At 67.7% G+C, this 8111-nt stretch carries 9 protein-coding genes and 1 pseudogene; 5 read left to right on the forward strand and 5 right to left on the reverse strand.

Features of this window, described 5'->3' with window-relative positions; all coding sequences use genetic code 11:
* Window positions 1-26: 26 nt before the first annotated feature.
* Both ACE026_RS14810 and ACE026_RS14815 read left to right on the forward strand, forming a co-directional pair.
* Entirely contained in the window at window positions 27-665 is a 639-nt protein-coding gene (locus ACE026_RS14810; protein WP_486039588.1) for a response regulator, read from the forward strand.
* Between the two features lie 259 nt (window positions 666-924).
* Entirely contained in the window at window positions 925-1497 is a 573-nt protein-coding gene (locus ACE026_RS14815; RefSeq protein ID WP_486039628.1) for an OmpO family porin, read from the forward strand.
* A gap of 207 nt (window positions 1498-1704) precedes the next feature.
* On the opposite strand, the gene ACE026_RS14820 is transcribed toward ACE026_RS14815, so the two are convergent.
* From ACE026_RS14820 to ACE026_RS14840, 5 genes are all read right to left on the reverse strand, one after another.
* Window positions 1705-2730, reverse strand: coding sequence for an NAD(P)H-dependent glycerol-3-phosphate dehydrogenase (locus ACE026_RS14820; RefSeq protein WP_121044455.1), 1026 nt, complete (start codon window positions 2728-2730; stop codon window positions 1705-1707).
* Between the two features lie 17 nt (window positions 2731-2747).
* Window positions 2748-3263 (reverse strand): protein-export chaperone SecB, encoded by a 516-nt coding sequence (gene secB, locus ACE026_RS14825; RefSeq protein ID WP_019184891.1) that lies wholly within the window; start codon window positions 3261-3263, stop codon window positions 2748-2750.
* A 105-nt stretch (window positions 3264-3368) separates the two neighbouring features.
* Complete coding sequence (locus ACE026_RS14830; protein ID WP_176990234.1) at window positions 3369-3806, reverse strand: rhodanese-like domain-containing protein; 438 nt, start codon at window positions 3804-3806, stop codon at window positions 3369-3371.
* Between the two features lie 79 nt (window positions 3807-3885).
* Complete coding sequence (locus tag ACE026_RS14835; protein ID WP_121044462.1) at window positions 3886-4320, reverse strand: hypothetical protein; 435 nt, start codon at window positions 4318-4320, stop codon at window positions 3886-3888.
* Between the two features lie 30 nt (window positions 4321-4350).
* Window positions 4351-4821: a YiiD C-terminal domain-containing protein gene (locus ACE026_RS14840; RefSeq protein WP_026070058.1), complete on the reverse strand. Its 471-nt coding sequence runs from the start codon at window positions 4819-4821 to the stop codon at window positions 4351-4353.
* A gap of 43 nt (window positions 4822-4864) precedes the next feature.
* Here ACE026_RS14840 and ACE026_RS14845 point away from each other — a divergent pair.
* From ACE026_RS14845 to ACE026_RS14855, 3 genes and pseudogenes are all read left to right on the forward strand, one after another.
* A pseudogene (locus tag ACE026_RS14845) lies at window positions 4865-5642 on the forward strand (uroporphyrinogen-III synthase).
* 109 nt (window positions 5643-5751) lie between these two features.
* Entirely contained in the window at window positions 5752-6729 is a 978-nt protein-coding gene (locus ACE026_RS14850; RefSeq protein ID WP_486039591.1) for a uroporphyrinogen-III C-methyltransferase, read from the forward strand.
* A gap of 3 nt (window positions 6730-6732) precedes the next feature.
* On the forward strand, window positions 6733-8055 hold the full coding sequence (locus ACE026_RS14855; protein WP_486039593.1) for a heme biosynthesis HemY N-terminal domain-containing protein: 1323 nt from the start codon (window positions 6733-6735) through the stop codon (window positions 8053-8055).
* Window positions 8056-8111: the final 56 nt, after the last annotated feature.

Consider the following 8111-nt stretch of genomic DNA (forward strand, 5'->3'; position numbering starts at 1 on the left):
GGCTGCCTTACAGGCAATACTAGTCCATGACCCTGCGCATTATCATTGCCGATGACCATCCGGTCGTACGGATCGGCACGAAGGCCGTGATCGAATCCAGTGGCGTTGGCCAGGTGGTGGCCGAGGCCAGTACCGTCGCCGAATTGATGGCCGCGCTATCCGAGCACCCCTGCGATGTCCTGGTCACCGATTACTCCATGCCCGGCGGCCAGCAGGCCGATGGCTTTGCGATGATCGCCATGATCCGCCGGCGCTTTCCCGAGCTGCCGGTGCTGATGCTCAGCGTGTCCAACAACCTGGCGATCCTGCGCATGGTGGTCGCCACTGGTGTGCTCGGCCTGGTCGACAAGACCTCGTCGATGGACGAACTGCCGCTGGCGATCCAGACCGTGCAGCGCGGCATGGCCTACGTGAGTCTCACGCTGAAGGAACGCATTGACGCGATCGGCACGAACAGCGTGGAAGAAGGCGAAGCCAAGCCGCTGTCACCGCGCGAAGTGGAGGTGCTGCGCCTGCTCGGCAGCGGCATGACGGTCAAAGAGATCGCCATCCATCTGCACAAGAGCGTGAGCACCATCAGCCGCCAGAAAGGCGATGCGATGTTGAAGCTCGGTCTGAAAGGCGATGCCGAGTTGTTCGATTACCTGCGCGACGGCGAACGCTGATCCCAGACGCCCGGTAGCGGGCGCGTTCCTCATTTTTCTGCGCCGGCGATGCACCGTCATCGTCGCGATGCAGTGCGCGCGTGCATAGCAGATCGCGTCGGCAAAGTTCCCTGGAATGCCCTTGTATTTATGTACTGCTCAGTTTGATATTCAGGGCTAATTGGGGTGACTAACGGATAATTCACACCTGTCGCCAGCAGCGATTTCCCCTCCCCTCTGCTGGCGGACAAAACCAAAAAATACAAAGGTGTCCCCGATGATGAAGACTTCCCTGCTTGCCCTGGGTCTGCTCGCTGCACTGCCGTTCGCTGCTTCGGCAACCGACGGCCTGTCGTACAACTATGTTGAAGGCGGCTACGTGAACACCGATGCCAAGGGCGGCGACGCCGACGGTTGGGCGGTGAAGGGCTCGGTCGCCGTGGCGCCGAACTTCCACGTCTTCGGTGATTACAACGCGCAGGAAACCAAGCGCGGCAGCAATGATGTGGACCAGTGGAAGGTCGGTGTCGGCTACAACTACGGCATCGCCCCGACCACCGATCTGGTCGCCCGTGTTGCTTACCAGAAGTTCGATCCGAAGCACGGTCCGGACTTCAACGGCTACTCGACCGAAGTCGGCGTGCGCAGCGCGTTCACCCCGAACTTCGAAGGCTACGTGATGGCCGGTTACGAGGATTACAGCAAGAAGCACGGCGTCAACCCGGACGGCGAGTTCTACGGCCGCGTCGGCGCCCAGGCCAAGCTCAACCAGAACTGGGGCCTGGCCGGCGAAGTGAAGCTGGCCAAGGGCGGCGACAAGGAATGGTTCGTCGGTCCGCGCTTCACCTGGTAATACGCGATACGCAACACCGCGGTACGTTGTTGGATGGCGCGGTCTCTCTCCCCTGCGCCATGAAGCCCGGCTCACGCCGGGCTTCACTTATATGCAGCACCTGGCGACACCCTCGTCGGTACGCCACGAAACAACCCGGCCCTGCGCCGGGTTGTTTCGTTCTGGCGCTGAAAAAAAACCCCGGCGCTTGCCGGGGTTTTTCGTGCCTCACTTGAACAGCGTGTCCGGATACTCCGGCTTCTGCTCGCGTGCCAACAGCGCACGCAATCCTTCTTCCGGCGTCTGCTCACCGTGCAGCACCGCGCGCACGCGGTCGGAGATGGGCAGGTCGATGCCGTGACGGCGCGCCTGGCGCATCACCTCATCGGCGGTCTGCACCGATTCCACCACCTGGCCGATCTCACGGACCGCATCGGTCAACGTCTGGCCGCGGCCCAAGGCAAGGCCCAGGCGACGGTTGCGTGACAGATCACCAGTGCAGGTCAGCACCAGATCGCCCAGACCAGCCAACCCCATCAGGGTCTCCGGCTTGGCACCGATCGCCGCGGCAAGCCGCAGCATTTCGTTGAGGCCACGGGTGATCAGGCCGGCACGGGCGTTGAGGCCCAGCTGCATGCCATCGGCCACGCCGGTAGCCACGGCCAGCACGTTCTTCATCGCACCGCCGAGCTCGGCACCGACCATGTCATCGCCGGTGTAGGCGCGGAACGCCGGACCGTGCATGGCATCGGCCACCTGCTGGGCGAAGTCCGGTGCGTCACCGTGCACGGTGATCGCGGTCGGCAGGCCCTGGGTGACTTCCTTGGCGAACGAAGGACCGGTCACCACCGCCAGCGGCACGTCCGGCCCGAGGACCTCACGCGCCACCTCGTGCAGGAACCGACCGGAGCCGGGTTCGAAGCCCTTGGTCGCCCACGCCACGCCGGCATCGGCCGGCCGCAGCGGCGCCAGCGCACGCACGGTTTCACCGAAGGCGTGCGAGGGCACCACCACCAGGATCCAGGCAGCGTCCTTGACGGCAGCGGCCAGATCGGTGGTCGCGCGCAGCGACTCGGGCAGCGGAATGCCCGGCAGATAACGGGTGTTCTCGTGGCGCTGGTCGATGGCCTCGACCATCGCCGCATCGCGCCCCCACAGCACGGTCGGGTGACCGTGCCGTGCGAGCAGGCTCGCCAGGGCGGTGCCCCAGGAGCCGGCGCCGAGAACCGCGATTTTGTCTGCGTGGTTGCTCATCCGTACTGCAGCGCCGATCAGGCGTTGCCGGCCGGCTCGGAATCGGCGAGCGAGGTTTCGCCCTGTTCCTGGCGCTGGCGCAGGGTTTCGGCGTACAGGCCTTCGAAGTTGATCGGCTGCAGGAAGAACGGCGGGAAGCCGCCGGCCTGGATCAGCTCGCTCACCAGCGAACGCACGTACGGGAACAGGATGTTCGGGCACTGGGTGCCGAGCAGCACGTCGATCGACTGCGGGTCCAGGCCGACCAGGCCGAACACGCCGGCCTGCTGCACTTCGGCCACGTAGGCGGTCTTCTCGCCGGCCTTGCAGGTCAGGGTCACGGCCAGCACGACTTCGAAGGCGCTCTCGCCCAGGCGCTGCACGCGCTGGTTCAGGTTGAGCTGCAGTTCCGGCTGCACGGCGTCATTGAAGACGGCCGGAGCGTTCGGCGATTCGAACGAAACGTCCTTGACGTAGATCTTCTCGACGGTGAACGAGGGACCGGTAGCGGCGTCGACCGGCGCGACGGCGCCGTTGGTGTTCTCTTCGGACATTTCCTGTTGCTCCAAAAATGAATGCTGTAAAAACGGATTGTTACATGCCCTGCGATGGGGGCGCTGTGCGCCGCGCACAAGGCATGTACTGCAATCGGAGGGGGATCAGTTGCGGCCCTTGACCAGCGGCAACTCGGCCTGCTGCCACGCCGGGATACCACCGTCGAGCACGCTGACCTGGGTGAAACCGGCCTTCTTGAGCGCCTTGGCGGCGGTCTCGGAGGCATTGCCACTGCGGCACACCAGCACCACCGGGCTCTGCTGGGCCTTGGCGACCAGCTTGTGCTCCGGACCGAACTGCGCCGGCTGCACGTTGCGGCTGCCCGCGATATGGCCCTTCTCGAAATCGCTGCTCGAGGACAGATCGACCACGATGGCGCCACCGGCATTCATCAGCTGGGTCAGTTCCGCCGGCTTGAGCGACTTGAAGCCGCGGAACAGGCGGCGGACTTCGGTCACGATGATGGCCACGGTCAGGCCGACCAGGGCCATCGACAACATCGGGTTTCGGCCGGCAAAGGCCAGCAACTCTTCGTAATTCACTAAGATCACGGGTCGATAAGCGGGCGCCGATTGTCGCACATGCGGGCGAATCGGCGTCCAGCCCCGTGCGGGCGGGGGATCAGCGTTCCTGCCAGAGGTCCGGCAGGCCGTTGGCCTGGAGCCAGCGCTTGCCCTCGGCGTCCCAGCGCCAGATCTCCCGGACCCGCACCGTCCGCTCTGATTGGGTGTTGTTGTTGATCACCCGCACCTCGGCGTTGCGCCCGACCCGGCCATCGGGCAACGGCACGTTGTCGCCGGCGCGATAGCTGGAGATCTTCACCTGCTCGAAGCGGCGCAGTTCCAGGTCGGTCATCGGGTGGGCGCGGGCATAGTCGGGGTCCAGGTAGGGCAGCGCGTCCTCGACGGTGCCCCAGCGCATCGTGGCGTCGTACTTGACCTGGGTCTCCTCCAGTTCCTTGCGCTGCTTCCTGGTGGTCTTCTGCTCGGCGGCCAGTGCGCTCACGCTGGTCAGCGCGAACAAGGCGATCAGCAGGATCTGAAGCGTACGGCGCATGCGAATTCCCCAATAGGCAAGGCGCCCATCCTACCGCCTGGCGAAGGCCACGAAACGGCCGCTCAGTTCCGCGGCGGCCTTGTCGCCCTCGCCCGGCTGGCGGGCGGTGAGGCTGATGCGGGCCTTGCCGCGCTGGGCGAAGGTGGCCAGGAAGCTGTCCCAGTCGGTTTCCGCATCGGCCTGGGCCTGTGCGTGCAGATCGCCATAGACCGGGGCGAGGTAGCGGATATGGCTGTCGGCCACGTAGACATCCGCATCGAACCCGGCCAGGCGCAGGCGCAGGGTCACCAGCGCCCATCCGGACAGGGTCAGGGCGGAGGCCAGGCTGCCACCGAAGGCATTGCCCTTGTCGTTGACGTTGGCCGCCAGCGGAGCGTGGATGTGCAGGACGCCATCGCGGTAGTCGTGGACCCGGATCTGCATGGCCGCCACCGGCGGCATGGCATCCAGGACATGCTGCAGCGCGGACAACTGCGCCGGCAGGGAATCGGTTGCGGACATCTGGCTGATCACGTCACATCGAAGGGCTCGCATAATGCCCGCAATGAACACCGAAACGAAAGTCGCGCCCTGGACCCTGATCTCGCTGCGCCCGCGTGGCCAGCATGCGCCGCTGCGCCGTGCGGCGAAGGCGGCTGGCGCCCACCTCATCGCGCTGTCGCCGTGGGCGCTGCAGGCCCAGCGCGATGCTACTACCCACGCCGACCTCACCGCCGCGCTGGCGGCCGAGCGCGTGGTCTTCAGCAGTCCCGCCGCGGTGCAGGCCGCCGCGCGCCTGGTGGATCTGGCCGCGCCCCACCCGGGGCAGTGGCTTGCCGTGGGCGCGGGCACGGCGGCGGCGCTGCAGCGCCAGGGCGCGCAGGACATCGCCGCACCGGCACGGATGGACAGCGAGGGCCTGCTTGCGTTGCCGGCATTGGCCGACCTGCACGGCCTGCGCGCGGGCCTGGTTACCGCCCCGGGCGGCCGCGGGGTGATCGCGCAGACCCTTGAGCAACGCGGTGCCCGACTGCTGCGCGCCAACGTGTATGCGCGCCAGCCGCTGCCGCTGGCCCCGCGCGCCCTGCAGCGCCTGCGCCGTGCGGCCATGCCCTGGGTGCTGGCACTGAGCAGCGGCGAGGCGCTGGCGCTGTTGCTGGCGCTGTTGCCCGACGATCTGCAGGCACCGCTGCGCGCGGGCCCCCGTGGGGGCCGCCAGCGAGCGGCTGGCCGCACAGGCGCGCGCCGCAGGCTTCGGGCAGGTACGGGTCGCAGCCGGGCCGTTGCCGGCACAACTGGTGGCGGCTGCACACGCCGCGCTCATCCCGCCCGCATCTTCCTGAACAGGGAGCCGGGGCGGTCTTGCAGGGGCCTTGGGCGGCGGGCGATGCTGTGTGCCACGTCGCTCGCCAGCCAAGCGGATTGCCCGGCGCGCGCGACAAGGATGCCCGTATGAATGACCCTGTTTCGCCCCCCTCTCCGAGCCGCCCCCTGCGCTGGATCGTGCCGATCACGGCGCTCGCCGTGTTGGCCGGCGGCGGCGCCTGGGGCTGGACGCAGTGGCAATCGCGACAGGCGCAGGAACGACTGCGCGAAGAGAACGACCAGCTGCAGGTGCAGGGCCTGCTGGACAGCGTGGAAGCGCTGCGCCGCGACCAGCGTTCGACCTCCCAGCGCGTGCAGGACGCCGCCGCCACCAACCGCGTGCTGCGCGATGAAATGCTCGGCCTGAGCCAGCGTAATGCGCTGCTGGAAGAGAACCTGGCCAAGCTGGCCGACAGCACCCGCCACGGCGCGCAGGCACTGCAGTTGGAAGAAGCCGAACTGTTGTTGAGCCAGGCCGGCCAGCGGCTGGCCTATGCCGATGACGCAGAAGGCGCCAAGCGCCTGTACGCGTTGGCGGCCGCCTCGCTGGACGATGTGCAGGGCAACGAGTATCTGAACCTGCGGCAGGCATTGATGCAGGAGCGCAATGCGGTCGACGCGCTCGGCCCCGGGGTGCGCGCGCAGACCCAGGCACGGTTGGGCCGGTTCGCCCAGGCCCTGACCACCCTGCCCGAACAGATCGACGCCCCCGCCGATACGACTGCCGCCACGCCATGGTGGCACCAGGTGCTGGCGCCGTTCGTGACCATCACCCCCACCCGCCTGCAGGGCCCGCTGACCGAAGCCGACCGCGTGGCTGCGTGGGATTCGCTGCAGCTGGAACTGACCTTGGCGCGCGCAGCAGTGGAGCGCGGTGATCAGCCCGGGTATCTCCAGGCGCTGGACCGCGTTGCCCTGTGGCTGCCGCGGCTGTGGCCGGATTCACCTGCTCTGCGCGAGCAACGTGCTGAACTGCAGCAACTACGCGCCTGCGAGCTGCGTCCATCGCTGCCCGAACTGGGCAGCACCCTGCAGCAACTGCGCTCGATGCGTAACGGGAGATAATCGATGAAGCCCTTTCAATCTCTGGTGGTCCTGCTCCTGGCCGTGGCCTTGGGCGTGATCGCCTCACAGTGGCTCGGCACCGAACAGCTGCGCCAGTTCGGCGAAGTGATCTACCGCTACGGCGGCACCGACTACCGCTCCACCGTGCCCCAGGTCGCGCTGATGGTGCTGGTCGGGGTGCTGGTGCTGTGGCTGCTGTGGAGTCTGCTGGCCTCGCCGTTCCGCGCCTGGGGCCGCTACCGCCGCAAGCAGGGCCGCGCCCGCCTGACCGAAGGCCTGCAAGCCCACGAACAGGGCCACTGGCAGCGCGCGGAAAAGCTGCTGACCAGCGCCGCTGAGGACAAGGAAGTAAGCGCGGTCGCCTTGGTCACCGCCGTGCGCAGTGCGCAGGCGCGCGATGACGATGCTGCGGTCAATCAGTACCTGCAGCGCCTGGCCACCGGAGATGCCACCAGTCATGCCCTGCTGCTGGCCGAACGCCTGCTGGCCCAGGAACGCCCGGTCGATGCGATCAACGTGCTGGACGTTGCCGCGATCCAGCCGCTGCCGCCGCGCGGGCTGTGGCTGCGTACCGAAGCGCTGGCCCGTGCCGATCGCGCGCATGAGGCCTATGGCCAGCTGGGCGCACTGCGCAAGCAGAAGGTCCTGCCGGACGCGGCCGTGGCCGAGCTGGAAATCCGCCTGGCGGCACAGTCGCTGCTGGAAGCCGGCGACGTCAACGCGCTGGCCGCGCAGTGGGAAGCCACGCCGAAGGCCCTGCGCAGCGATCCGGAAGTGGTCTCGGCCTACGCCCTGCGGGCGGTCGCACTGGACTGGGACGAACCGGCCCTGCTCAACCTGGAGCAGGCGCTGGACACGCGCTGGGACGAATCGGTGGTGACGCTTTACGGCCAGATGCCGGTCGAAAAGCTGGCCACGCGCCAGGCCAACCTGCAGCGCTGGTTGACCACCCAGCCCGCCAGCCCCGCATTGCTGCTCGCGCTGGGCCGCATTGCCGCCCGACAGCGCCAGCACACGCTGGCCGAGGATTACCTGCACCGCGCGATTGCCGCCGGCGCCGGCCCGGCCGCGTGGGAAGCGTTGGGCGAGGTGTTCCTGGATCGCGGCGAGACCGCGCTGGCCTCGCAGTGCTTCGCCAATGCCCTGCGCCAGCAGCGTGGGGATGACAGCGTGGCGCTGGCCCGTGCATCGGCCACCACGCCACTGGACCCGATCGTGCCCGAGCGCGCCACCATCGAAGAGCAATCGCTGATGGGCGAACCTGCCCCGGTGCAGGATCGCCTGCACGTGGAACGCGACGAGTTCGGCAATCCGCGTCTGCCGTAAAGGGCGACGCGGCACCCGGTAGTGGGGGGGGGGGGGGGGGGGGGGGGGGGGGGGGG

This window comes from Stenotrophomonas sp. AGC87 (genome assembly GCF_057333975.1).